The organism is Pseudomonas sp. YuFO8, from assembly GCF_035065025.1.
GTDB lineage: Bacteria > Pseudomonadota > Gammaproteobacteria > Pseudomonadales > Pseudomonadaceae > Aquipseudomonas > Aquipseudomonas putida_AE.
The window spans coordinates 124,364-147,253 of record NZ_JAXDEQ010000009.1 but is presented as its reverse complement, the minus strand read 5'-3'; the positions used below and the strand labels follow the sequence as shown (position 1 = coordinate 147,253).

General features: G+C 61.2%; 19 protein-coding genes. 10 read left to right on the top strand and 9 right to left on the bottom strand.

The window, feature by feature from the left end:
- Positions 1 to 70: 70 nt before the first annotated feature.
- Together xdhC and guaD are read left to right on the top strand one after the other, a co-directional pair.
- On the top strand, positions 71 to 928 hold the full coding sequence (gene xdhC, locus SOP95_RS10880; protein WP_274073191.1) for a xanthine dehydrogenase accessory protein XdhC: 858 nt from the start codon (positions 71 to 73) through the stop codon (positions 926 to 928).
- A 25-nt stretch (positions 929 to 953) separates the two neighbouring features.
- Complete coding sequence (gene guaD / locus SOP95_RS10875; RefSeq protein ID WP_274073190.1) at positions 954 to 2,258, top strand: guanine deaminase; 1,305 nt, start codon at positions 954 to 956, stop codon at positions 2,256 to 2,258.
- Positions 2,259 to 2,437: 179 nt separating this feature from the next.
- On the opposite strand, the gene SOP95_RS10870 is transcribed toward guaD, so the two are convergent.
- Positions 2,438 to 3,202: a GntR family transcriptional regulator gene (locus SOP95_RS10870; RefSeq protein ID WP_046816196.1), complete on the bottom strand. Its 765-nt coding sequence runs from the start codon at positions 3,200 to 3,202 to the stop codon at positions 2,438 to 2,440.
- A gap of 357 nt (positions 3,203 to 3,559) precedes the next feature.
- On the opposite strand from SOP95_RS10870, the gene SOP95_RS10865 reads away from it, so the two are divergent.
- Positions 3,560 to 4,750, top strand: coding sequence for a benzoate/H(+) symporter BenE family transporter (locus tag SOP95_RS10865; protein WP_323607095.1), 1,191 nt, complete (start codon positions 3,560 to 3,562; stop codon positions 4,748 to 4,750).
- Positions 4,751 to 4,882: 132 nt separating this feature from the next.
- On the opposite strand, the gene SOP95_RS10860 is transcribed toward SOP95_RS10865, so the two are convergent.
- Positions 4,883 to 5,227 (bottom strand): YggL family protein, encoded by a 345-nt coding sequence (locus SOP95_RS10860; RefSeq protein WP_274073188.1) that lies wholly within the window; start codon positions 5,225 to 5,227, stop codon positions 4,883 to 4,885.
- A gap of 234 nt (positions 5,228 to 5,461) precedes the next feature.
- On the opposite strand from SOP95_RS10860, the gene dacB reads away from it, so the two are divergent.
- A complete protein-coding gene (dacB, locus tag SOP95_RS10855) occupies positions 5,462 to 6,922 on the top strand; it encodes a D-alanyl-D-alanine carboxypeptidase/D-alanyl-D-alanine endopeptidase (RefSeq protein ID WP_323607094.1) in 1,461 nt (486 codons plus the stop codon).
- A gap of 122 nt (positions 6,923 to 7,044) precedes the next feature.
- On the opposite strand, the gene SOP95_RS10850 is transcribed toward dacB, so the two are convergent.
- Both SOP95_RS10850 and rlmKL read right to left on the bottom strand, forming a co-directional pair.
- On the bottom strand, positions 7,045 to 9,444 hold the full coding sequence (locus SOP95_RS10850; RefSeq protein ID WP_323607093.1) for a sensor domain-containing diguanylate cyclase: 2,400 nt from the start codon (positions 9,442 to 9,444) through the stop codon (positions 7,045 to 7,047).
- A 165-nt stretch (positions 9,445 to 9,609) separates the two neighbouring features.
- A complete protein-coding gene (gene rlmKL / locus SOP95_RS10845; RefSeq protein ID WP_274073185.1) occupies positions 9,610 to 11,880 on the bottom strand; it encodes a bifunctional 23S rRNA (guanine(2069)-N(7))-methyltransferase RlmK/23S rRNA (guanine(2445)-N(2))-methyltransferase RlmL in 2,271 nt (756 codons plus the stop codon).
- A gap of 527 nt (positions 11,881 to 12,407) precedes the next feature.
- Here rlmKL and rmf point away from each other — a divergent pair.
- A complete protein-coding gene (gene rmf / locus SOP95_RS10840; RefSeq protein WP_003223300.1) occupies positions 12,408 to 12,623 on the top strand; it encodes a ribosome modulation factor in 216 nt (71 codons plus the stop codon).
- A 212-nt stretch (positions 12,624 to 12,835) separates the two neighbouring features.
- Here the strand turns inward: rmf and SOP95_RS10835 are convergent, their stop codons facing one another.
- The gene (locus tag SOP95_RS10835) at positions 12,836 to 13,855 is read right to left on the bottom strand and encodes a quinone-dependent dihydroorotate dehydrogenase (RefSeq protein ID WP_323607092.1); all 1,020 of its coding nucleotides are present in this window, start codon (positions 13,853 to 13,855) and stop codon (positions 12,836 to 12,838) included.
- Between the two features lie 229 nt (positions 13,856 to 14,084).
- Here SOP95_RS10835 and SOP95_RS10830 point away from each other — a divergent pair, with 229 nt between their 5' ends.
- The 5 genes from SOP95_RS10830 to cobA all read left to right on the top strand — a co-directional run bounded on the left by SOP95_RS10830 (position 14,085) and on the right by cobA (position 19,842).
- On the top strand, positions 14,085 to 15,296 hold the full coding sequence (locus SOP95_RS10830) for a CmpA/NrtA family ABC transporter substrate-binding protein (RefSeq protein WP_323607091.1): 1,212 nt from the start codon (positions 14,085 to 14,087) through the stop codon (positions 15,294 to 15,296).
- Positions 15,297 to 15,312: 16 nt separating this feature from the next.
- Positions 15,313 to 15,888 carry an ANTAR domain-containing response regulator gene (locus SOP95_RS10825; RefSeq protein ID WP_008056396.1) on the top strand — a complete coding sequence of 192 codons (576 nt, stop codon included), beginning with the start codon at positions 15,313 to 15,315 and terminating at the stop codon, positions 15,886 to 15,888.
- Positions 15,889 to 16,133: 245 nt separating this feature from the next.
- Positions 16,134 to 17,345, top strand: a complete 1,212-nt coding sequence (locus tag SOP95_RS10820; RefSeq protein ID WP_323607090.1) for a nitrate/nitrite transporter — start codon at positions 16,134 to 16,136, stop codon at positions 17,343 to 17,345.
- A gap of 7 nt (positions 17,346 to 17,352) precedes the next feature.
- Positions 17,353 to 19,023 carry a bifunctional protein-serine/threonine kinase/phosphatase gene (locus tag SOP95_RS10815; RefSeq protein WP_323607089.1) on the top strand — a complete coding sequence of 557 codons (1,671 nt, stop codon included), beginning with the start codon at positions 17,353 to 17,355 and terminating at the stop codon, positions 19,021 to 19,023.
- 51 nt (positions 19,024 to 19,074) lie between these two features.
- A complete protein-coding gene (gene cobA, locus SOP95_RS10810; RefSeq protein ID WP_274073180.1) occupies positions 19,075 to 19,842 on the top strand; it encodes a uroporphyrinogen-III C-methyltransferase in 768 nt (255 codons plus the stop codon).
- A 102-nt stretch (positions 19,843 to 19,944) separates the two neighbouring features.
- Here cobA and SOP95_RS10805 read toward each other — a convergent pair whose 3' ends face one another.
- The 4 genes from SOP95_RS10805 to SOP95_RS10790 all read right to left on the bottom strand — a co-directional run bounded on the left by SOP95_RS10805 (position 19,945) and on the right by SOP95_RS10790 (position 22,840).
- A complete protein-coding gene (locus SOP95_RS10805; protein WP_323607088.1) occupies positions 19,945 to 20,976 on the bottom strand; it encodes an OmpA family protein in 1,032 nt (343 codons plus the stop codon).
- A 107-nt stretch (positions 20,977 to 21,083) separates the two neighbouring features.
- Positions 21,084 to 21,674, bottom strand: coding sequence for an RNA polymerase sigma factor SigX (gene sigX / locus SOP95_RS10800; protein ID WP_075949123.1), 591 nt, complete (start codon positions 21,672 to 21,674; stop codon positions 21,084 to 21,086).
- A 90-nt stretch (positions 21,675 to 21,764) separates the two neighbouring features.
- Positions 21,765 to 22,589: a mechanosensitive ion channel family protein gene (locus SOP95_RS10795; RefSeq protein WP_007916401.1), complete on the bottom strand. Its 825-nt coding sequence runs from the start codon at positions 22,587 to 22,589 to the stop codon at positions 21,765 to 21,767.
- Between the two features lie 2 nt (positions 22,590 to 22,591).
- The gene (locus tag SOP95_RS10790) at positions 22,592 to 22,840 is read right to left on the bottom strand and encodes a CrfX protein (protein WP_274073178.1); all 249 of its coding nucleotides are present in this window, start codon (positions 22,838 to 22,840) and stop codon (positions 22,592 to 22,594) included.
- Positions 22,841 to 22,890: the final 50 nt, after the last annotated feature.

Sequence of the window (22,890 nt, the reverse complement as noted above, 5' to 3'; positions counted from 1 at the left end):
GCATTCCAATGTGGGAGCCAGCCTGCTGGCGATGAGGCCGGGACAGACAACAGAGATGTTGAGGTGAAACATGTACAACTGGATCGACGCCCTCGCCGACCTGCAAAACCAGGGTGAACCCTGCGTGTTGGTGACCATCATCGAAGAGCTCGGCTCGACGCCGCGCAATGCCGGTTCGAAGATGGTCGTCAGCGCCCGCCAGACCTTCGACACCATCGGTGGCGGGCACCTGGAATACAAGGCCATGCAGATCGCCCGCGAGATGCTCGCCAGCGGCAAGCAGGACACCCATCTGGAGCGCTTCAGCCTCGGCGCCAGCCTGGGCCAGTGCTGCGGTGGCGCTACCGTGCTGCTGTTCGAACCGATGGGCCAGGTCCAGGCGCAGATCGCCGTATTCGGTGCCGGCCACGTCGGCCGTGCGCTGGTACCATTGCTGGCCAGCCTGCCCTGCCGGGTGCGCTGGATCGATTCGCGCGAAGACGAGTTCCCGCAACAGATCCCCCACGGCGTGCGCAAGATCGTCAGCGAGGAACCGGTGGACGAAATCGACGACCTGCCCGCCGGCAGCTACTGCATCGTCATGACCCACAACCACCAACTCGACCTCGAACTCACCGCCGCCATCCTCAAGCGCAACGACTTTGCCTACTTCGGCCTGATCGGCTCGAAGACCAAACGGGTGAAATTCGAACACCGCCTGCGCGACCGCGGTTTCGACAGCGGCGTCGTGCAACGCATGCGCTGCCCGATGGGCATCGGCGAAGTCAAAGGCAAACTGCCTGTGGAAATCGCCATCTCCATCGCCGGCGAGATCATCGCCACTTACAACGCCAATTTCGGTCAGCAAACGTCCAGCGCCGAACCGATTGCCAAACTGCTGCCCGTTTCACGCCGCAGTCAGGCGACAAAATTGAAAGCCTCCAATTGATGAGCTTCATAAATAGAGAATAATCATGCCCCTGACTCGCAAAGCCTACCGCGCCGCCATTCTGCACAGCATCGCCGACCCTGCCGAAGTCGGGATCGAAGCCTCGTACGAGTATTTCGAGGACGGCTTGCTGGTGATCGACAACGGCAAGATCAGCGCCCTCGGCCACGCCAGTGAATTGTTGCCAACCCTGCCGGCCGATATCGAGATCACCCATTACCAGGATGCGCTGATCACCCCCGGGTTCATCGACACCCACATCCACCTGCCGCAAACCGGCATGGTCGGCGCCTATGGCGAGCAACTGCTGGACTGGCTCAACACCTACACCTTCCCCTGCGAAAGCCAGTTCGCCGACAAGGCCCACGCCGACCAGGTCGCGGACATCTTCATCAAGGAACTGCTGCGCAACGGCACCACCACCGCGCTGGTGTTCGGCAGCGTGCATCCGCAATCGGTGAACTCGTTCTTCGAAGCCGCCGAGCAGCTGGACCTGCGCATGATCGCCGGCAAGGTGATGATGGACCGCAACGCCCCGGACTACCTGACCGACACCGCCGAATCCAGCTACCTGGAAAGCAAGGCGCTGATCGAGCGCTGGCACGGCAAGGGTCGCCTGCACTATGCGGTCACCCCGCGTTTTGCCCCGACCAGCACCCCGGAACAGCTGACCCTGGCCGGCCAGTTGCTGACCGAATACCCGGATCTGTACATGCAGACCCACATCAGCGAAAACCTCAAGGAAATCGAGTGGGTCAAGGAACTGTTCCCGGAGCGCAAGGGCTACCTGGACGTCTACGACCACTACCAATTGCTCGGCGAGCGCTCGGTGTTCGCCCACGGCGTGCACCTGTGCGATGACGAATGCGCGCGACTGGCGGAAACCGGTTCGGCCATCTCGTTCTGCCCGACCTCGAACTTCTTCCTCGGCAGCGGTCTGTTCAACCTGCCGATGGCGGAGAAGCACAAGCTGAACGTCGGCCTGGGCACTGACGTGGGTGGCGGCACCAGTTTCTCGCTGCTGCAAACCCTCAACGAAGCCTACAAGGTCATGCAACTGCAAGGCGCGCGCCTGAGCCCGTTCAAGTCGCTGTACCTGGCGACCCTCGGCGGCGCCCGTGCACTTCGCCTGGAAGACAGGATCGGCAACCTGCAGCCGGGCAGCGATGCAGACTTCCTGGTGCTGGACTACAACGCCACGCCGCTGCTGGGTTATCGCCTGCAGCAGGCCAATAACATTGCCGAGACGTTGTTTGTGCTGATGACCCTGGGGGATGACCGGACTGTGTTGCAGACTTATGCGGCGGGGAATCTGGTGCATCAGCGGTAAGGTTTTTCGGGCATAAAAAATCCCCCGTCGCTTTTCAGCCCGGGGGATTTTTATTGCCTGTCCTGCCGCCATCGCCAGCAGGCTGGCTCCCACAGTTGATCTTCAGTGATCACAAATTTTGCATTCGACACAAAATCCTGTGGGAGCCAGCCTGCTGGCGATAGGCGCGACGCGGTCCATCAGATTTTCGCCGGCGACCGCCCCGGCTTCTTGGTCTGCAACAAATGCGAGAACACCGCATGCAAATCATCCGACGCACTTTCCTCATCGAGATTGAGTTTGCTGTCGATGTGATCCATGTGATGCATCATCAGGTTCACCGCCAGTTCCGCGTCGCGCTTTTCAATGGCGTCGATCAACTGGGTGTGCTCGTCGTAGGAGCAGTGGGAACGGTTGCCGCTTTCGTACTGGGCAATGATCAGCGAAGTCTGGGACACCAGGCTGCGCTGGAAGCTGATCAGCGGGGCGTTTTTCGCCGCTTCGGCCAGTTTCAGGTGGAATTCGCCCGACAGGCGGATGCCGGCGCCCCGGTCGCCACGGGAAAAGCTGTCGCGCTCGTCGTTGACCATCTGCCGCAACTCGGCAATCTGTTCGGCGGTGGCGTGCTCGACCGCAAGCTCGGTGATCGCCCGCTCCACCAGACGCCGGGCCATGAACACCTGGCGCGCCTCTTCGACGCTCGGGCTGGCAACCACGGCGCCGCGATTTGGCCGCAGCAACACCACGCTTTCATGGGCCAGGCGCGACAGCGCGCGGCGAATGATGGTGCGGCTGACCCCGAAAATTTCCCCCAGCGCTTCTTCGCTCAACTTGGTGCCGGGCGCCAGGCGCTGTTCGAGGATGGCCTCGAAGATATGCGCGTAGACAATATCGTCCTGGGTTCCGCTGCGGCCGGCTTTGCCTGCTCGCGGCTGTTTCTTTAGGGGTTGCAACTGTTCGTTCATGGGCACTCGAGTCGGAAGAACTGCGGCGAATTGACGGTGACTGTAATACGGCACAGTGGGTCGCTGGCAAGTATCGCGTAAAAAATTACTGCGATTGTACACAATGGTTAGTGCCAACACGACTGTACGGCTGTTTGTCACATCCGCTGTATGGCAACAATACATTACGTTTGAGTTTAGGCTTGTTCGCAGAATCCGCCTTTGTTCGCAATCCCTGTGGGATCGGGCTTGCTCGCGAAGAGGGCGTGTCAGCAGACATTAATGTAGCTGACGGACCGCATTCGCGAGCAAGCCCGCTCCCACAGGGGTTCAGTGTTGCAGCGGACATCTTCATACGTATAAAGGAACACCGCCGTCATGAACGACGCCACGCATACCCAACTGCGCCCCTTGGCCGATACCTCTCCATCGGCCATCGTCGCCGGGTTCATCGCCATGATGACCGGCTACACCAGCTCCCTGGTGCTGATGTTCCAGGCCGGGCAAGCTGCCGGGCTGACCAGCGGGCAGATTTCGTCGTGGATCTGGGCGATTTCCATTGGCATGGCGGTGTGCTCGATCGGCCTGTCCTTGCGCTACCGCACCCCCATCACCATTGCCTGGTCCACCCCGGGCGCGGCCTTGTTGATCACCAGCCTGGGGGGCGTGACCTACGGCGAAGCCATCGGTGCCTATATTACCTGCGCGCTGCTGGTGACGATCTGCGGGCTGACCGGCAGTTTCGAACGCCTGGTGAAAAAGATTCCGGCGTCCCTGGCGGCGGCATTGCTGGCGGGGATCCTGTTCAAGATCGGCAGCGAGATTTTCGTCGCAGCGCAGCATCGCACTGCGCTGGTGCTGGGCATGTTCTTCACCTACCTGGTGGTCAAGCGCCTGTCGCCGCGTTATGCCGTGTTGGGCGCATTGCTGATCGGCACGGCCTTGTCCGGCCTCATGGGGCTGCTGGACTTCAGCGCGTTCCACCTGGAAGTGGCCACGCCGGTCTGGACCACACCGCACTTCTCCCTCGCCGCGACCATCAGTATCGGCATCCCGTTGTTCGTGGTCGCGATGACTTCGCAAAACATGCCGGGCATCGCCGTGCTGCGCGCCGACGGCTACAACGTGCCAGCTTCGCCGCTGATCACCACCACCGGCATCGCCTCGCTGCTGCTGGCGCCCTTCGGTTCCCACGGGATTAACCTGGCCGCCATCAGCGCGGCGATCTGTACCGGGCCCCATGCCCATGAGGATCGCAACAAGCGTTATACGGCGGCGGTCTGGTGCGGGATTTTCTATGGCATCGCCGGCGTGTTCGGCGCGACGCTGGCAGCCTTGTTTGCCGCGCTGCCCAAGGAACTGGTGCTGTCGATTGCCGCACTGGCGTTGTTCGGTTCGATCATCAACGGGCTGAGCATCGCCATGAGCGAAGCGAAGGAGCGTGAAGCGGCGCTGATCACCTTCATGGTCACGGCATCGGGGCTGACGCTGTTTTCCATCGGTTCGGCGTTCTGGGGGATTGTGGCGGGGGTGGTGACGCTGGTGATTCTGAATTGGCGTAAAGGCTGAAGATCGCAGCCTCGTTTCACTCGACAGCTCCTACAGGGGATCGCGTTCCAATGTAGGAGCTGCCGAAGGCTGCGATCTTTTGATCTTCCCAAAAAAAAACGGCGACTCAATGGTCGCCGTTTTTTTATAACATCAGGCTACCGGATTGATCGGCTTTTCCGGGTACCAGACGTCCAGCAGCGGGCTGACTTCAACGCTGGTCAGCTCGGTGCGGCCTTTGAGCCAGGCTTCAACGGCAGCGCGTTGTTCAGCGCTGACCGAGCCACGCTTGATCAGGCAAACCAGACCGTAGTCATCACCGCCGACATAGCCCAGACCGTTGGCTTCCATGGCATCTTTGAGGAACGCCTCGAGGAAGGCATCAATGGCTTCTTCGGACAGATCTTCCTTGAAATCCAGGTTCAGTTCGAAACCCAGCTCTTGAAATTCATCAACGCACAGTTTTTTGCGCAGACGCTGGGAGCGGTTAGTCGCCATTGGAACAATCCTCTTAAGTAATAACGGGCCGCACTTTAGCAGTTTAAGCCGCCAATTGCCCGACTCTCTGGGGCGCAACGCCTACCGTCGGTAAAAAATAGCCCATTGGTGGCCCCGCGCACGGCACAAGCCGTGGCACCTTGGGGCATAATGCCGACACTTTCATGACCACTGAGGGAATTTATCTTCATGCCCTCGTCTTTATTTCCCCCTCGGCTGTAGGGTTTTATGTACATGATCAAATCGTTGCGTCCATTGCTCCTGGCCGGCCTGCTTTTCCCCCTGGCCCTCCCCGTTTCCGCTGAACCGATCAATACCAGCCTGTCGCCCAATGTCGAAAAAGCCCTCAAGGCCAGCAAATTGCAGGACAACGCCCTGTCGCTGGTGATGATTCCACTCAACGGCCCCGGCACCCCGACCATCTTCAACGCCGACGTCTCGGTCAACCCGGCGTCGACCATGAAGCTGGTCACTACGTACGCGGCCCTGGAAATGCTCGGCCCCAATCACCAGTGGAAAACCGAGTTCTATACCGATGGCACCCTCAGCGGCGGCATCCTCAACGGCAACCTCTACCTCAAGGGTGGCGGCGATCCGAAGCTGAACATGGAAAAACTCTGGCTGCTGATGCGCGACCTGCGCGCCAACGGCGTGACCCAGGTCACCGGCGACCTGGTGCTGGACAAGAACTTCTTCGTGCAACCGCAACTGCCTGAATTCAACGACGACGGCAACGACGACAACAAACCGTTCCTGGTCAAGCCCGATGCGTTGCTGGTCAACCTCAAGGCCCTGCGTTTCGTTGCGCGCAATGACTCGGGCAGAGTGCTGGTCTCGGTGGAGCCGCCGATCGCCAGCATCCGCATCGAAAACCAGGTCAAGGCGCTCAATTCCAAGCAATGCACCGGTGGTGTGCGCTACAACCCGGTGCCCCAGCCCGATGGCAGCGTGACCGTGACGGTCGGCGGCCAGTTGGGCGAAGGCTGCAGCTCGCAGACCTACCTGTCGTTGCTGGACCACGCCACCTACACCGCCGGCGCCGTTCGCGCGATCTGGAAAGAACTGGGCGGCAGCATCCAGGGCAAGGATGTGCTGGCGCCGACACCGAAGGGCGCCAAGGTACTGGCGCGGGCATTCTCGCCGGATCTGGCGGAAATCATCCGCGACATCAACAAATACAGTAACAACACCATGGCCCAGCAGCTGTTCCTGAGCCTGGGCCAGAGGTTCCGCACCGATGCCGACGCCGACGACGCCAAGGCCGCCCAGCGCGTGGTGCGTCAGTGGCTGGCGAAGAAAGGCATTACCGCGCCGCACCTGGTGATGGAGAACGGCTCCGGCCTGTCCCGTGCCGAACGCGTCAGTGCCCGGGAAATGGCGTCGATGCTGCAAGCCGCCTGGCGCAGCCCTTACGCCGCCGAGTACATCAGTTCGATGCCGATTGCCGGCACCGACGGCACCATGCGCAAACGCCTGAAGACCACCGCCATGCGCGGTGAAGCCCACGTCAAGACCGGCACCCTGAACACCGTGCGAGCAATCGCCGGCTTCAGCCGCGACGTCAACGGCAACACCTGGGCGGTGGTGGCGATCCTCAACGACAAGGCACCGTTTGGTGCGTCGTCGGTGCTCGACCAGGTGCTGCTGGACCTGTATCGCCAGCCGAAACTGGCGCAGACCGCTTCGGTTCTATAAAAACACCACCCCCCTGTAGGAGCTGGCTTGCCAGCGAAGACGTACGACCAGGCACCTCCATGCTGAATCTGCCTGCGCCTTCGCCAGCAAGCTGGCTCCTACAGGGGCTGCGTTCACCCGGGTCAGTTCATTTCGCCCTGCACCCGATCCCTGCCCTCCTGCTTCGCCACATACACCCCCGAATCCGCCCGCAACAACAACGCATCCGCGCCCTCGCCCTCACGCCAGCTGGCAATGCCGAAACTGGCGGTGACCACGCCGACTTCATCGATCGGCGCGCTGCGCAGGCATTGCCACAACTCCAAGGCCAGCAGATGGGCCTGCTCGCCGCCGATGTCCGGGCACAGGACCATGAACTCCTCACCGCCCAGGCGGCAGAACACATCGGTGCGCCGCAGCCGATGGCCAACCCGTTCGCACACCGCCTGCAACACCCGATCGCCCACGGCATGGCCGTACTGGTCATTGATGCGCTTGAAGTGGTCGATGTCGAGCATGATCACCGACAGATCGCCACCCCCGCGCTCCACCCGGGCCATCTCGGTGGTCAGGCGTTCCTGGAAATAACGGCGGTTGTGGATGCCGGTCAGGGCGTCGGTGACCGACAGCGCCCGCAGTTCTTCTTCCACCCGCTTGGTGTCGGTAATGTCCGAGATGTAGCCATGCCAGAGTACGCCGCCGCCGGGCAGTTCTTCCGGGGTCGCCTCGCCGCGGACCCAACGCAGGCCGCGCTGGGGCAGTTGCACGCGGTATTCCTCGCGCCAGTGGCTGAGGGTTTCGGCCGAGTCCCGGATCGAGGCACGCACGCGCGTGGTGTCCTGGGGATGAATCCGCGTGAAAATCGCTTCGGCGTTGAGCAGCAGCACGTCCGGCTCCAGCTCATAGATCTCGCGAATGCCGTCGCTGGCGTAGATCACGCTGAAGCGCCCGTCGAACTCCATCTTGAACTGGTAGATCCCGCCAGGCACATGGGCGCTGAGTTTCTTCAACAACAGGTCCCGTGCGGCCAGGGCCTCATGCACGCGCTTGCGTTCGGTGATGTCGATGCAGATTGCCAGGTGCCCGACCCACAGGCCCTGCTCATCGAACACCGGCGTGGCCAGCATGTTGACGATCAGATGGCTGCCATCGCCACGCACCAGCGTCCACTCCCGCGCCTCATGGCCGCCCTCGACGCGCCCCTCGACCAGCATCGCATGACAGGCCGGTACCGGCTTGCCGTAACAGGCACTCAATTCTGCCGAACGTACCGCGAGCTCCCGGGGCAAGTGCAGGTTTTCCAGGGTCATGCGCCCGACCACTTCGGCGACGGTATAACCGAGCATGTGCTCGGCGCCGGCATTGAAGGTGCTGATCACCCCGCGCAGGTCCGTGGCGATGATCGCGACCTGGGTCGCGGCATCCAGCACCCCGCGCAACTGGCCATGGGTGCCGCGCAGCTCCTGTTCGCGGGCGCGCAGCTCCTCGGTCCTTTGCTCGACCATTTTCAGCGCCCGTTGCCGCTGACTGACCAGCACATAGAGCAATGCGCTGAGCAACACGCTGAGCAAGCCACCGAGCACCATCAGCGTGGTCACCGAAGAGTGATTGGCCCGCAGGAAAGCCTCGCTGGGCTGGATGTCGACCTGATAATCATGGTCGGCCAGACGTAACAGGCGAGTCGCGGACAGGTCACTGAGCGCGGGCGCATTGGGCGATTGAAACAACACCTCATGCTGCTCATCGGTGGACAGGTCGAGAATGCGCACCGAGAGATAATCACGGTCCACCTCCGGCAGACCGTCCGCCAGCAACTGGCGCATGCTGATCACCGCCATGACATAACCGAACGGCTTGCCCGTTGCGTCGGCGGCGCTACTGCGCAGCATGACCGGGGCAACCAAGAGTACGCCTCGCGCATAAGCCGGCTCGATATTGACCAGGTGCAGCGGTTGCGACACGGCCATGCCCCGGCGCTGCTCGGCCCGTTCCAGCGCGGCGCGACGCAAGGGCTGTGCCAGCAAGTCATAGCCCAGTGGCGCACCGAGTTTGCTCTGTGTCTGGCTATACAACACCGCTACGTACTCATCCCGCTCGCCGGCCACTTGCAACTGGCCGTCGGCATTCAGTTCGCGCAGCGTGAACTCGCCCAAGCCCTCCTCGCGCGCCCGGCGCTCGAAGGCTGGTCGCTGGTCGCGAGTGATCCGTTCGGCAAACGAGTACGCCTGGGTCCGGTGCAACAGGGGTTGGGTGTAGCCGTCGAATTCCGCGCGGGAGACCGCATCGGAGTTGGCAAAGAACCGGCGCAGGCCATCGAGGCGCTGTTCCTGATCCTGGAAGCGTTCTTCGATACGGCTGTAGCGTTCGCTGGCCAGCAACTGGAAGCGCTGGCGCAATTGATGGTGAAACAGGTTCAGCGTCGACCAGGCGAGCAATGCCGTGAGAGTCCCGCCGATGAGCAAGACCATGAGCGCGACCAGCCCGGCCGAGACATCTTCGCTGATAAAACCCAGGATCTTGGGGCGCACGGCGTGCAACGACATAGACGCAACTCAAAACGCCAGGTGCGGGAAAGCCCATTGGCCATGAGTTGAGTTATAGCTATTAGCCACTAATTTGACCAGTACCGTGGGGCCCGGCTTGTCGGCGAAGGCGATCCTGAAATCGCCTTCGCCGACAAGCCGGCGCCTACAGTGCCATTCACCCCATCAACGGGCAGTGATTTTCCATGCACGGTGGATCTTGGTGTTACGGGAAAAATCCGCGTCGATGGTCTGGGCGGTGATCTCTTCGATCGCGTAGCGCTCGCTGAGGTTAGGCTCGAGCTCGAACTTGCGGAAGTTGTTGGAGAAGTACAGCACTCCACCCGGTGCCAGGCGCGCCATGGCCAGGTCGATCAGTTGCACCTGGTCACGCTGCACGTCGAAGATCCCTTCCATGCGCTTGGAGTTGGAGAAAGTCGGCGGGTCGATGAAGATCAGGTCGTACTCTTCACGGCAGGCTTCCAGCCAGACCATCACGTCACTCTGCTCCAGGCGATTCTTGTCGGAGAAACCGTTCAGCGACAGGTTGCGACGCGCCCAGTCCAGGTAGGTTTTCGACAAGTCGACGCTGGTGGTACTGCGCGCGCCGCCCTTGGCCGCATGGACACTGGCCGTGGCGGTGTAGCAATACAGGTTGAGGAAGCGCTTGCCGGCCGCCTCTTTCTGGATGCGCATGCGCATCGGCCGGTGGTCGAGGAACAACCCGGTATCGAGGTAATCGGTGAGGTTGACCAGCAGCTTCACCCCGCCTTCGTTGACCTCGACGAACTTGCCCTGGGCGGCCTGGCGCTCGTACTGCCTGGTACCGCTCTGACGCTCGCGGCGCTTGACCACCACGCGGCTCTTGTCGACGTTCAGGGCCTGCGGGATCGCCGCCAGGGCGTCGAACATGCGCGCCGAGGCCTTCTCCGGATCGATGGATTTCGGTGCGGCGTATTCCTGGACGTGGACCCAGTCGTGGTACAGGTCGATGGCCATGGAGTATTCCGGCATGTCGGCATCGTAGACGCGATAGCAGTCGATGCCTTCACGCTTGACCCACTTGCCCAGCGCCTTGAGGTTTTTCTGCAGGCGGTTGGCAAACATCTGCCCGCCTTCGCTCAGGCGCGGCTGCTCGATCACCGGTGCCGGTGCCGGCGTCGGTTTGATCGGGTTGCCGTTCTTGTTGTACTGGCGCTCTTGCGGCTCGCTCGGCGCCTGGTCGTAGGCCGCCTGCTCACGCTCGGCCTGACGCTGTTCCGGGGTACGACGTTCGCCGGTGACGAATTGATCCGGCAATACCTTGATCAGCAACAGCTTGCACGGCAAGGCGCCGTTCCAGAACGAATACTGCTTGTGGCTGCGGATACCCATGCGCTTGCCCAGGTCCGGGGCGCCGGTGAACACCGCCGCTTCCCAGTTCAGGCACGCCTGACGCAGGCGTTCGCCCAGGTTCTGGTAGAGGTAGAGCAGGCTCGCCTCGTCGCCCAGACGCTCGCCGTACGGAGGGTTGCAGATCACCAGGCCTTTCTGGTTCTGGTCCGGACGCGGCTCGAAGGTCGCGACTTCGCCCTGGTAGATCTTGATCCACTCGCTCAGGCCGGCACGCTCGACGTTGTTGCGCCCTGGTTGAATCAGGCGCGGGTCGGCTTCATAACCGCGAATCCACAACGGTGGCTTGGCCAGGCCGGCCGCCGCACGTTCACTGGCTTCTTCATGGAGCTTTTTCCACAGTGCCGGCACGTGGCCGAGCCAGGCGGTGAAACCCCATTGCTCGCGGCGCAGGTTCGGCGCGATGTCGGCAGCGATCATCGCCGCTTCGACCAGGAAGGTGCCGACACCGCACATCGGGTCAGCCAGGGCGCCGCCTTCAGCGGCGATGCGTGGCCAGCCGGAACGGATCAGGATCGCCGCCGCGAGGTTTTCCTTCAGCGGCGCCGCACCTTGCTGCAGGCGATAGCCGCGCTGGTGCAGGCTGTGGCCGGAAAGGTCGAGCGAGAGGATCGCTTCACCGCGATCCAGGCGCAGATGGATACGCAGGTCCGGGTTGAGCTTGTCGATGGATGGACGGTCGCCCTGCGGGGTGCGCAGTTTGTCGACGATGGCGTCCTTGACCTTCAAGGCGCCGAAGTGGGTGTTGTCGATGCCGGAGCCGTGACCGCTGAATTCGACGGCCAGGGTGCCGTCATTGAGCATGTGGTCCTGCCACTCGATGTCCAGCACGCCGTGGTAGAGGTCTTCGGCGTCTTTCATCGGGAAACGCTTGAGGACCAGCAGCACCCGGTTGGCCAGGCGCGACCACAGGCACAGGCGATAAGCGGTTTCCATGGTGGCCATGCCACGCACGGCAGAAGTGTGCTCACGCGCTTCCTCAAGGCCAAGCCCGACGGCTTCCTCGATGAGCAGGCCTTCAAGGCCTTTAGGGCAAGTGAGGAAGAGTTCGAAACGATCGGACATGGGGATTCGGAGCCTTTGCTGAGTGGACCGGCAACGCATTGCCGGCCCGGTTTTCAATCAGGCGCTTTTCTCGAAGAGCGCCCGCGTGGCACGAAGGTGTGCCATTCCACCCTTGCTGCCCGGGTTAAATGAGCTTAGATGCAAGGACAGATAAAAAGGTTGATGCAACAAAATGACATAAGTCGACCCTTCGTCGAATAGTCCGTCCCGGCAACAGGAGGCATTCTCAGCAAAGGATTAACCTGATCATCCAACGCAGGGCCGATCATACCGGGGTTTGATCAATAAAGACGCCACAAACATCATGTTACTTAGTGCCATAGCACATTAACGGTTACGTCCTTATGACAAAACGATCATTCCCTCGATGTGACGCATTGGTTAGAACTCAACACAGGTTGGCGCCGCAATGACGTCAACACCTTGGCTCGTCACGCCGGCAACGAGCCCCAACGGCAGGTTTTTTCTGCCAGACCTCGATTGAGGTCAACGCGATACATACAGTCAACAAGTGAGGGCAACACCCTATGAGAAGACTTAAGCGTGATCCGTTGGAAAGAGCATTTTTGCGCGGATATCAATATGGCGTTGGTGGTAAATCCCGTGAGCTTTGCCCATTTACTCTACCGTCGGTACGCCAAGCCTGGATTAACGGCTGGCGAGAAGGACGCGGCGACAACTGGGACGGTATGACCGGCACTGCGGGAATCCACAGACTCAACGAACTTCACGCCGTCGGCTAACACAGGGCACACACTCCGACACACAATCTGATTTGTAGCGAATTAACCACGCACGTCCCATCCGGACGGCGGGCTACGGCCCAGGGGCTCCTTAGAAGGGGCCCTTTTTTATGTCTGCTCTGCGGTCAATCCCGATTCTCTGTAGGAGCCCGGCTTGCCGGCGAAGGCGTCCTCGAGATCGCCATCGCCGGCAAGCCGGGCTCCTACAGGGATCAGCGCAGGGCGGCGATGGCGTCCACGGACTCGCGAATCAATGCAGGGCCCTTGTAGATGAAGCCTGAGTAGATCTGCACCAGGCTCGCACCCGCGGTGATTTTCTCCGCTGCGTGTTTGCCTTCGGTGATGCCGCCCGCTGCAATGATCGGCAAGCGCCCACCCAGCTCCGAAGCCAGCACCTTCACGGTGTTCGTGCTCTTGTCACGCACCGGTGCGCCGGACAGACCGCCCGCCTCGTCACCGTGCTCCATGCCTTCGACACCCACGCGGCTCAGGGTGGTGTTGGTGGCGATGACCGCGTCCATGCCGGTTTCGATCAACGCCTGTGCGACCTGCGCGGTTTCTTCGTCGGTCATGTCCGGGGCGATCTTGATCGCCAGCGGCACGTGTTTGCCATGGCGCAGCGCCAGTTCGGCCCGACGGGTGGCGAGGTCCGCCAGCAGCTGCTTGAGCGAGTCACCGAACTGCAGGCTGCGCAGGCCCGGGGTATTGGGCGAGCTGACGTTGACCGTCACGTAGCTGGCATGGGCATAGACCTTGTCCAGGCAGATCAGGTAGTCGTCGACCGCACGCTCGACCGGGGTGTCGAAGTTCTTGCCGATATTGATGCCCAGCACGCCCTTGTATTTGGCGGCCGCCACGCGGGCCAGCAGGTGATCGACGCCCAGGTTGTTGAAGCCCATGCGGTTGATGATCGCCTCGGCCTCCGGCAGACGGAACAACCGCGGTTTCGGATTGCCCGGTTGCGGACGCGGGGTAATGGTGCCGATTTCGACGAAACCAAAACCCAATTGTGCAAAACCGTCGATGGCGGCGCCGTTCTTGTCCAGGCCGGCGGCCAGGCCCACCGGGTTCGGGAACTCCAGGCCCATGACGTTCACCGGCAATCTTGCCGGGGCCTTGCACAGCAAACCGTTGAGCCCCAGACGCCCGCCCGCGCCGATCAGGTCCAGGGACAGATCGTGGGAGGTTTCCGGGGAAAGTTTGAACAACAGCTGACGGGCCAGGGTGTACATGGGCGGATTTGACTCGATTGGCGGCGAAATGAGGCGGCGATTATACCCGCGCATCGGGGTCGCAAGCGAGGCGCGCGACAAAATCAGCAGGCGATGGCATATGCCTTGCACCAGCACAGGCATCAGCACGCAGGCCAACGGCGGAATGCGTGCCAGGACAATGGCGTCGTCAGCCGGCCCTGCTCTTGCGGGGTCCGGGACGACGTTTTTTTTGGAAGGTGCGAAATCGATGAACGAACCCTCAATCGGCCCCCTGGCCTGGGTCAATGGCAGCGACGCTCCGGAAAAGAGCGAAATCAACCTCGGCTTCATGGCCCTGAGCGACTGCGCTTCGGTGGTGGTCGCCGCCACCCAGGGCTTCGCCCAGCCCTATGGACTGACCTTGAACCTCAAGCGCCAGTCGTCCTGGGCCAACCTGCGGGACAAACTGGTCAGCGGCGAACTCGATGCCGCCCACAGCCTGTACGGCTTGATCTATGCCGTGCACCTGGGCATCGGCGGCGTGGCCCCCACCGACATGGCGGTGCTCATGGGCCTGAACCAGAACGGCCAGAGCATCAATCTCTCCCACGGCCTGCAGGCCGCCGGCGTGACCAGTCCTGAAGCATTGGACCGGCACGTGCACCAAAGTCGCCCAAAACTGACCTTCGCCCAGACCTTTCCCACCGGCACCCATGCCATGTGGTTGTACTACTGGCTGGCGAGCCAGGGTATTCACCCGCTGCACGATGTCGACAGCGTGGTGGTGCCGCCACCGCAAATGGTCGCGCACCTGCAAGCCGGGCGTATCGACGGCTTCTGCGTCGGCGAGCCCTGGGCCGACAGCGCAGTGAAACAGGACCTCGGTTTTACCCTGGCGACGTCCCAGGCCATCTGGCCCGACCACCCGGAAAAAGTCCTCGGCTGTACCCGTGCCTTCGTCGAGCAATACCCCAACACTGCCCGCGCGCTGGTGATGGCGATCCTCGAAGCCAGCCGCTTCATCGACGACAGCAGCGAGAATCGCCGCAGTACCGCGCAGTTGCTCAGCGCACCGCAGTACCTCGATGCGCCGTTGTCGTGCATCGAACCGCGGTTGCTGGGTGACTACGCCGACGGCCTGGGCAACCAATGGCAGGACCCGCATGCGCTGCGCTTCCATGGCCAGGGGGCGGTCAACCTGCCCTACCTGTCCGATGGCATGTGGTTCATGACCCAGTTTCGTCGCTGGGGCCTGCTGCGCGACGACCCCGATTACCTTGCGGTAGCCCGCCAGGTGCAACAACTAGACTTATACCGTGAGGCCGCCAGCGCCGTCGGTGTTGCCGCCTTGGACAAAGAGATGCGCAGCAGCCAGTTGATCGACGGCAAGGTCTGGGACGGTTCGGACCCGGCCGGTTATGCCCGCAGCTTCAAGCTGAACGCCTTGAGCGACAGCTCGCCCCTTCTCGCCAGCCGCTGAACAGGAGACTGCGAACATGTTGCGTATCCTGCTGATCAACGACACCGCGAAAAAAGTCGGACGCCTGAAAGCCGCGCTCACCGAGGCCGGTTTCGAGGTCATCGACGAATCCGGGCTGACCATCGACCTGCCCGAACGCGTCGAAACGGTGCGCCCGGACGTGATCCTGATCGATACCGAGTCACCGAGCCGCGATGTCATGGAGCAAGTGGTGCTGGTCAGCCGCGACCAGCCACGGCCGATCGTGATGTTTACCGACGAACACGACCCCGATGTGATGCGCCAGGCGATCAAGTCCGGGGTCAGTGCCTACATCGTCGAAGGCATTCACGCACAGCGCCTGCAACCGATTCTCGACGTGGCCATGGCACGCTTCGAAAGCGACCAGGCCCTGCGCGCCCAACTGCACGCCCGCGACCAGCAACTGGCCGAGCGCAAGCGCATCGAGCTGGCCAAAGGGCTGCTGATGAAGATGAAGGACTGCAACGAAGAAGAGGCCTACACCCTGATGCGTCGCCAGGCGATGAGCCGCCAGCAGAAGCTGATCCAGGTGGCGGAGCAGATCATTGCCATGAGTGAGTTGCTTGGCTGAACGGCAAAAGATCGCAGCCTTCGGCAGCTCCTACAGGGGTACGCATTCCAATTGTAGGAGCTGCCGCAGGCTGCGATCTTTTCGGTTGGCACAGATCTCGCTAGGTATTCACTACAGGTAACCAACGGCGGTTGCCCCACCTACGACAAAGACGTCGCTCACCTCATTTGCCCCATGGCGAATCAGGTGGCGGCGTTTTTTTTGTTTTGGCCCCCGTTCGAGACTCCTATCAGCTGAGGTGCGCGATGAATTCAAGCTTCTGGAAATCCGGCCACACCCCGACACTGTTCGCGGCCTTCCTCTATTTCGACCTGAGCTTCATGGTCTGGTACCTGCTCGGCCCGCTGGCCGTACAGATCGCCGGCGACCTGCACCTGACCACCCAGCAACGCGGGATGGTCGTCGCCACGCCGATTCTGGCCGGCGCGGTACTGCGTTTTGCGATGGGCATGCTGGCTGATCGCCTGTCACCCAAGACCGCCGGCCTGATCGGCCAGGTGATCGTCATCTGTGCGCTGTTCGGCGCCTGGAAACTGGGCATCCACAGCTACGAGCAAGCCTTGCTGCTGGGGCTGTTCCTCGGCATGGCCGGCGCGTCCTTCGCCGTCGCCCTGCCTTTGGCATCGCAGTGGTACCCGCCGCAGCATCAGGGCAAGGCCATGGGCATCGCCGGGGCCGGTAACTCCGGCACCGTACTGGCGGCGCTGATTGCACCGGTGCTGGCTGCTGCCTTTGGCTGGAGCAACGTGTTCGGCTTTGCGCTGATCCCGTTGATCCTGACCCTGATCGTCTTCGCCTGGCTGGCGAAAAACGCGCCTGAGCGACCAAAAGCCAAGTCCATGGCCGACTACTTCAAGGCCTTGGGCGACCGCGACAGCTGGTGGTTCATGTTTTTCTACAGCGTGACCTTCGGTGGTTTCATCGGCCTGGCCAGCGCCCTGCCCGGTTACTTCAACGACCAATACGGCCTGAGCCCGGTCACTGCCGGTTACTACACCGCAGCCTGTGTATTCGGCGGCAGCCTGATGCGGCCGCTGGGCGGCGCCCTGGCCGATCGTTTCGGTGGCATTCGCACCCTGCTCGCGATGTACACCGTCGCGGCCATCTGCATCGCGACCGTCGGATTCAACTTGCCGAGTTCCTATGCCGCACTGGCCCTGTTCGTGTGCACCATGCTCGGCTTGGGTGCAGGCAACGGCGCGGTGTTCCAGTTGGTACCCCAGCGTTTCCGTCGCGAGATCGGCGTGATGACCGGGCTGATCGGCATGGCCGGCGGCATCGGTGGCTTTGCCCTGGCAGCCGGCATGGGCGCGATCAAGCAGAGCACCGGCAGCTACCAGATGGCCTTGTGGTTGTTCGCCAGCCTGGGGGTGCTCGCCTGGTTCGGCCTTCACGGCGTAAAACGCCGCTGGAGGACCACCTGGGGTTCGGCCGCCGTGACGGCTGCACGGGTCTGACAGCGCGATGAGCCTGCAACTGAGTTTCGCCCAAGCCAGCGCCATCGGCCCGCGCGAAGAGAATCAGGATGCCTTGCGCCTGGTCACGCCGGCCCCGGCGCTGGCGGCCAGCAAGGGCTTCCTGTTCGCCATCGCCGACGGCGTCAGCCAGTGCGCCGATGGCGGCCTGGCGGCTCGCTCCACCTTGCAGGCCTTGGCCCTGGACTACTACGCCACGCCGGAAACCTGGGGGGTTGCCCAGGCCCTGGATCGCTTGCTGCTGGCGCAAAACCGCTGGTTGCAGGCCAACGGCGCAGGCCAACCGCTGCTGACCACCGTCAGCGCCCTGGTCCTGCGTGGCCGGCGTTTTACCCTGGCCCATGTCGGCGATTGCCGGGTGTATCGCTGGCACGCCGGGCAGTTGCAGCGGGTCAGCGAAGACCACGTCTGGGACCAACCGGGCATGCAGCATGTACTCAAGCGCGCACTGGGACTGGATCAGCACCTGGTGCTGGATTTCCTCGATGGCGAGCTGCGCACCGATGAAAGTTTCGTGCTGCTCAGCGACGGCGTGTGGGCGGTCCTGGGTGACACTGCCATTGCGGCGATCCTGCGCGATCAACCGGACCTCGACAGCGCCGCGCAAACCCTGGTCAACGCCGCGCACCTGGCGGGGAGCCAGGACAACGCCAGCGCCTTGCTGGTGCGCGTCGATGCTCTGGGTGAAGCGAGTATCGGCGATGCCTTGATCCATCTGCAGCAATGGCCGCTGCCACCGGCACTGAAACCGGGGCAGGTTTTCGAAGGCTGGCAGATTGAAGGGATTCTCGGCCAGAGCCAGCAATCGTTGCTTTATCGGGTACGCGACAGCCAACAACAACCCTGGTTGCTGAAAACCCTGCCCGCGCGCTTGCACGACGATCATCAGGCCGGACAAGCGCTGCTGTCCGAAGAGTGGTTCCTCAAGCGCGTGGCCGGGCGGCACTTTCCTGAAGTGCATGCGGCCAGCCAGCGTCAGCATCTGTACTACGTGATGCGCGAGTATCCGGGCTCGACCCTGGCGCAACTGCAGGAGCAGATCGGGCCCTTGCCCCTGGCGCAGTGGCAGGATGTGGCGGAACGCCTGCTGCGAGCGGTCGGCCTGCTGCATCGACGGCAGATCCTGCATCGCGATATCAAGCCGCAGAACCTGCTGTCAGGGGACGACGGCGAGCTGCGCCTGCTGGATTTCGGCCTCGCCTACTGCCCCGGCCTGTCTGAGGATCAACCCAGCGCCCTGCCGGGAACCCCCAGCTATATCGCCCCGGAAGCCTTCCGCGGTGACGCACCCACGCCGCAACAGGACCTGTATGCGGTGGGGGTGACTTTGTATTTTTTGCTCACCGGGCAGTATCCCTACGGTGAGATAGAAGCCTTTCAACGCCCCCGGTTCGGCGTGCCGGTCAGTGCCAGTCGCTACCGCCCCGACCTGCCGGATTGGCTGGCGCAAAGCCTGGAACGCGCGGTGGCCGCAGACCCGGCCCAGCGCTTTGAAACGGCAGAGGAATGGTTGCGGCTGTTGGAACAGGGGGAGCGAAACAGCTTAAGCATACGGCCCAGGCCTTTGCTGGAGCGCGAACCGCTGAAGGTGTGGCGCACATTGGCCCTGCTGTCGCTGGTGGCGAACCTGGCGCTGCTGTTCCTGGTGTTCCATGGCTGAGCCTGTCTTGCCTTTTAAACCGATCATCGTCATTTCGTGAGGAAAAACCCTATGAACGCAAAAGTCTGGCTGGTGGGCGCGGGACCCGGTGATCCTGAACTGCTGACCCTCAAGGCGGTGCGCGCATTGAAAGAAGCGGATGTGGTGCTGATCGATGACCTGGTCAATGGCGCGATTCTCGAACACTGCCCTGAGGCACGGATCGTGGCCGTGGGCAAACGCGGTGGTTGCCGCTCCACGCCGCAAGCGTTCATTCATCGCCTGATGCTGCGTTACGCCCGGCAGGGCAAATGCGTGGTACGACTCAAGGGGGGTGACCCGTGCATCTTCGGGCGTGGTGGCGAAGAAGCCCAGTGGCTGCGCGAGCGCGGAGTCGAGGTCGAACTGGTCAATGGCATCACTGCTGGGCTCGCAGGCGCTACGCAATGCGATATCCCACTGACCCTGCGCGGTGTGGCGCGCGGTGTGACGCTGGTAACCGCCCATACCCAGGACGGCAGCAGCCTGAACTGGCAGGCACTGGCCCAGGGCGGTACGACCCTGGTGATCTACATGGGTGTGGCCAAACTCAGCGAAATCCGTGAGCAGCTATTGGCCGGCGGGATGGCGGCGGACACGCCGGTGGCGATGATCGAAAACGCATCATTGCCCCATCAGCGGGAATGCAGGAGTGATCTGACAGGCATGGAGGAAGATGCCTACGCCTTTGAGTTGAAAAGCCCGGCCATTCTGGTAATCGGCGCTGTCGCGGCCCGCGAGGAAAATCTAAAGATCGCAGCCTTCGGCAGCTCCTACAGGTTGAACGCAGAGTTTGTGTAGGAGCTGCCGCAGGCTGCGATCTTTTCACACCACACAAATCCTCAAATCGCAGACAAAGAAAAGCCCGGCCTGAGCCGGGCTTTTCTCGTAGCTGCGAGCTAATTACTTAGCTTGAGCTTCAACCTGCGCTTCTACGCGACGGTTTACAGCACGGCCAGCGTCAGTAGCGTTGTCAGCAACTGGGCGGGATTCGCCGTAGCCAACAGACTGAACGCGGGACGATTCAACACCGTACTGGTTGGTCAGAACCTGCTTAACGGCGTTTGCACGACGCTCGGACAGTTTCTGGTTGTAAGCGTCAGGACCGACGGAGTCAGTGTGACCTTCAACAGTGGTGCTGGTGGATGGGTACTGCTTCATGAAGTCAGCCAGGTTCTTGATGTCGCCGTAGCTGTTAGGCTTGACTACCGACTTGTCGAAGTCGAATTTCACGTCCAGCTCAACACGGACAACTTCAGCAACTGCTGGGCAGCCGTCAGCGTCAACAGTTACGTTGGCTGGGGTGTCCGGGCACTTGTCAACGTTGTCGCAAACGCCATCGTTGTCGCTGTCGGAGCAAACTTCTGGAGCTGGAACTGGAGCAGGAGCTGGTTTGGAGCCGCCACCGAAGTTCACACCGATACCGACGCTAGGAGCCCACTCGGTGTTGCCCTGGTCGATGTTGTATTGAGCTTCAACGCCAGCACGGGCGTAGAAGTTCTCGGTGAAGTACAGCTTGGCACCGCCGCCAACGTTGGCGAAGGTGGAGTGGTTACGACCGCCCGAACCGTTCTGGTCGATGCTCTGGTGGGAGAAACCGCCGGAGAGGTACGGACGAACCATGTCGCCTGGGTTGTTGAAGTGGTACAGGCCGTCCAGAGCTGCGTTCGAGCCCTTCACGTTCTGGCCATCATCGGTAACGGCGTTGTGGACTTCGTCGTAGGACAGACGCAGTTCAACGTCGTCAGTCAGGAAGTAACCGATCGAACCGCCCGGCAGGATACCGTCGTTCTTGAAGTTACGGTCGCTATCGAAATACTGCTTCTTTGCGTAGCCTTCGATTTCAACTGCGCCTTGGCCCTGTGCCAGAGCGCCGAACGAAGTGGCGGCAATAAGAGAACCAATGGCCAAGCCCAAGGTGTTTTTCAGTTTCATCCGTTAAATCCCCATCTGGTGATTGTGAAGCAGTCCCGCAAACCGGGGGACAACTCGGCAGCAAGTCTATCAGAACTTGCCTACACGTAAGAGATATTTGCGCTGAACTAAGTTTCAGCAATGCCTGCAAATTTCTCACGCAATTTATCTAGAGCGCGTTTGTACCGCATTTTTGTTGCGCTCAAGCCCATGTGCATGATGTCTGCGATCTCCTGAAACTCCAGCTCTGCGACAAATCGTAGCACCAAAATTTCGCGGTCAATCGGGTTCACATACACTAACCAACGATCAAGTCCACCCTTCTCCTCGGGTTTCGGCGCCTTTTCTTCGGACGCTTCCTCGAGGGGGTCAAGACTCAATGCGTCCATCAATCGACGCTTTCGCCTTTCCTTTCGATACTGCGTAATGCACTCGTTGTACGTGATGCTATATAGCCATGTCTTGAACTTCGATTTGCCCTCGAAGTTCTTCAGGCCATACAGCACCTTCAACATGACCTCCTGACAGACATCATCAGCGTCGCGATCGTTCCCGAGATACCTTGCACAGACGTTAAATAATGTTCGTTGGTAACGCCGCATCAGTTCTTCATAAGCGCGCGTCACGTGAAACAGCTCGGTATGCGAGCGCGCGACCAACTCCTCATCAGAGAGCTCGCGGGGGTCGTAGCGCATGGATAGCGATTGGGCTTTATTCAAAACAAGTCGTGCCGACAGTCAGGTCAATGTCCGCCGCAGCCAGCATCAGGCGGCATTTTACGGCGGCATACATTAGCAGGGTTTGCCGGGTTAGCGGCTACTCACATGCTGCTCGAGGAGGATCCGATTGGAAAGAGAGACTAGCTCACCCTCATCGGTCAGCAATGTGGTTTTAACCGTGCCGATCTCTTCGATCTGCCCTTCGACCTCTCCAACTCGCACTTGTTGCCCAACCTGGTACAACTCACGCACATAGATTCCCGCAAGAATCTGACCGGCAATTTCCCGGCTTCCCAGCCCCATGGCCAGCGCAACCGCCAGACCAACGGTTATCAATACGATCACGATCACGTGGTTGAGCAGGTCAGTCTTGACCTCCAACTGACTGATCGCGACCGAGATACTGATGATGATCACCAGGCCCTGGGCAATTCTCCCAAGTCCCGAAGCGTAGTCCAGTCCTACGCCTTCTGCCGCACCGCGCACCAGGCCATTGGCCAGTTGCGCCAGCAGGACACCCACCAACAGCACCAGCGCCGCGCCGAATACTTTCGGCAAATACAACGCAAGCATATCCAGCGTAGCTGAAACTCTCTCAAGTCCAAGGGATTCTGCGGCAGAAACCAGAAAAATAAGCAGAACGAACCAATAGACGATTTTGCCGATCAGCGTCGAGATGGGGACTTGAAGCCCGGCGCGGGACATCAACTTGGTCAAACCGGTACCGCCCATCAGGCGATCCAGACCCAGTTTGGCGAGCAATTTGGACAGCAGGGTGTCCAGCAGCTTGGCCACGACAAACCCTAGCAGGAGCACAACCAGTGCGCCAAAAAGGTTCGGAATGAAGTTCGCGACCTTGGTCCATAACGCAGTCATTGCAGTGACGAGGCTCTGTGTCCAGAGATCAAGTTCCATATTCAATCAGCCTTATCAGCAGTGCGAGCGGTAGGTTTACGAAGTCGGGAGACCGGCGTGACATGGGCCGAGCCGTTATTGAGGGCGATCATCAAGGCGGGCAGCCAGCGGCCCAGCAGGCTGAACAAATCACCGGCGCCAACCTGGCGATTGGCGGTTTTCAGGACACGTCCCAGGCACGCATCGTCGTCCCGGGTGGACGGTGATGCATTGAGCATGTCGCGCAAAGACTGTTCAAACGGATCGTGCATACGCACCTCTCGTGATGTCTGTGAAAGACGCGGTCAAATTTGCCCGGGTC

Excerpts from the sequence above, each read along its gene's own strand:
- xdhC (WP_274073191.1), top strand. The coding sequence starts at position 71 with ATGTACAACTGGATCGACGCCCTCGCCGACCTGCAAAACCAGGGTGAA.
- guaD (WP_274073190.1), top strand. The coding sequence starts at position 954 with ATGCCCCTGACTCGCAAAGCCTACCGCGCCGCCATTCTGCACAGCATC.
- SOP95_RS10870 (WP_046816196.1), bottom strand. The coding sequence starts at position 3,202 with ATGAACGAACAGTTGCAACCCCTAAAGAAACAGCCGCGAGCAGGCAAA.
- SOP95_RS10865 (WP_323607095.1), top strand. The coding sequence starts at position 3,560 with ATGAACGACGCCACGCATACCCAACTGCGCCCCTTGGCCGATACCTCT.
- SOP95_RS10860 (WP_274073188.1), bottom strand. The coding sequence starts at position 5,227 with ATGGCGACTAACCGCTCCCAGCGTCTGCGCAAAAAACTGTGCGTTGAT.
- dacB (WP_323607094.1), top strand. The coding sequence starts at position 5,462 with ATGATCAAATCGTTGCGTCCATTGCTCCTGGCCGGCCTGCTTTTCCCC.
- SOP95_RS10850 (WP_323607093.1), bottom strand. The coding sequence starts at position 9,444 with ATGTCGTTGCACGCCGTGCGCCCCAAGATCCTGGGTTTTATCAGCGAA.
- rlmKL (WP_274073185.1), bottom strand. The coding sequence starts at position 11,880 with ATGTCCGATCGTTTCGAACTCTTCCTCACTTGCCCTAAAGGCCTTGAA.
- rmf (WP_003223300.1), top strand. The coding sequence starts at position 12,408 with ATGAGAAGACTTAAGCGTGATCCGTTGGAAAGAGCATTTTTGCGCGGA.
- SOP95_RS10835 (WP_323607092.1), bottom strand. The coding sequence starts at position 13,855 with ATGTACACCCTGGCCCGTCAGCTGTTGTTCAAACTTTCCCCGGAAACC.
- SOP95_RS10830 (WP_323607091.1), top strand. The coding sequence starts at position 14,085 with ATGAACGAACCCTCAATCGGCCCCCTGGCCTGGGTCAATGGCAGCGAC.
- SOP95_RS10825 (WP_008056396.1), top strand. The coding sequence starts at position 15,313 with ATGTTGCGTATCCTGCTGATCAACGACACCGCGAAAAAAGTCGGACGC.
- SOP95_RS10820 (WP_323607090.1), top strand. The coding sequence starts at position 16,134 with ATGAATTCAAGCTTCTGGAAATCCGGCCACACCCCGACACTGTTCGCG.
- SOP95_RS10815 (WP_323607089.1), top strand. The coding sequence starts at position 17,353 with ATGAGCCTGCAACTGAGTTTCGCCCAAGCCAGCGCCATCGGCCCGCGC.
- cobA (WP_274073180.1), top strand. The coding sequence starts at position 19,075 with ATGAACGCAAAAGTCTGGCTGGTGGGCGCGGGACCCGGTGATCCTGAA.
- SOP95_RS10805 (WP_323607088.1), bottom strand. The coding sequence starts at position 20,976 with ATGAAACTGAAAAACACCTTGGGCTTGGCCATTGGTTCTCTTATTGCC.
- SOP95_RS10795 (WP_007916401.1), bottom strand. The coding sequence starts at position 22,589 with ATGGAACTTGATCTCTGGACACAGAGCCTCGTCACTGCAATGACTGCG.
- SOP95_RS10790 (WP_274073178.1), bottom strand. The coding sequence starts at position 22,840 with ATGCACGATCCGTTTGAACAGTCTTTGCGCGACATGCTCAATGCATCA.